General features: G+C 48.5%; 2 pseudogenes. Both read right to left on the reverse strand.

Features of this window, described 5'->3' with window-relative positions:
* Nucleotides 1–349, reverse strand: a pseudogene (locus BLQ98_RS18405) (hypothetical protein); the annotation flags it as partial.
* A 573-nt stretch (nt 350–922) separates the two neighbouring features.
* Nucleotides 923–1,213 (reverse strand): annotated as a pseudogene (locus BLQ98_RS18035) (extracellular solute-binding protein); the annotation flags it as partial.

A 1,213-nucleotide genomic window follows, 5' to 3' on the forward strand; every position in this document is an offset into this window, starting at 1 on the left:
GGATATGGTCATCGTCCTTGCTCCTCTCAGGAAGCATGGACCAGATCGCAGTTACACAGAAGATCGGACACTCTCTCTCCGCCAAGTTTGCGATAAGTCCCTCCGCAACCTCAAAAGCTGACGGCGCGTCCTGAATATCCTCAAGTGCTATGTCATAAACTACCGCACTCTGAGCAGACCAGTCAGAAAGATTCCAGCCGACAGCCGGTCGGATCAGTGAACTCCACGTCCGGACTTCCCCCTTATTCAGCCAAGAAACCCCAACTTCAATTGGCCAACTTTTGCCTGAAAGGCTCGAGACTTCGAAGTCTAAGATCGCAAACCTTTCGATGTCGGCAGCCATTCTCATGTTGTAGTCCTCCTTGGCCGAACTTCAGCAACCGACTTTTCCGAGGCATTGCGAATTGTAGAATCTGTGTATTTTTGCACATCCCAAAAAATATGAACCTATTGAGTACGATTATTCTTTCACACGAAGCACTCCAACCAGCTTGGGTTGCTCAATATGATCTAAAACATGTCCCAAAGGTACATCGCCGTTTGGAGCGCTCAACCGCTCCTACATCCACTTCCAAAGAGAACATTGGCCTTTTCTAATTTTACGAAAGGATTTTTTGCCAAATGGCGCATTTTTTTTTGCGTCGGGACTTGATGGAATTATCGGAGTGTGAATTTCATCAAAGAGGTGACAGCAAAATGCAGCAGTTTACTTTGTCCGTGATCAATCGGCATACCCGCATGCAACCGCTTTTGAGCGTTTCTTGGTCTGGACACGCTGATATTTCAACGAATTGCGCCAGATAATAACCAAGAAGCTTGGTGCCAAAGGGCGACCGCTGTGACAAGGTAATGTTCTTACATACGCACTGCATATGAACAGAGCAACGGCTTGGCGGCATTAGCGCGCCAAGCCGTCATATTTCTATTTTTTCAAGTTGGTCCAGATTGTATCATAGACCGCCTGAACCTCTTCACTACAGGCCTCAATGAACACTGCTTGACCTGCGCCGTTCTGCGGGTTCGCTTCGGGCAAGGTACGCAACGCTTCGTCCAAAAGTGGGGCCACACCTTCGACGCCGGACGCATATTGGGTCCAATTGGTCAGCTGCGCGGCGTTTTCGGGACTGTCCTGAATTTTGTGCTTTGGCGTGGTAACTGCTCTATAAGGAGACCCACGTATGAGCATCGACAAAAAGCTATTAGACCAACTGAT

It is taken from the genome of Sulfitobacter litoralis (assembly GCF_900103185.1).
Lineage (GTDB): Bacteria > Pseudomonadota > Alphaproteobacteria > Rhodobacterales > Rhodobacteraceae > Sulfitobacter > Sulfitobacter litoralis.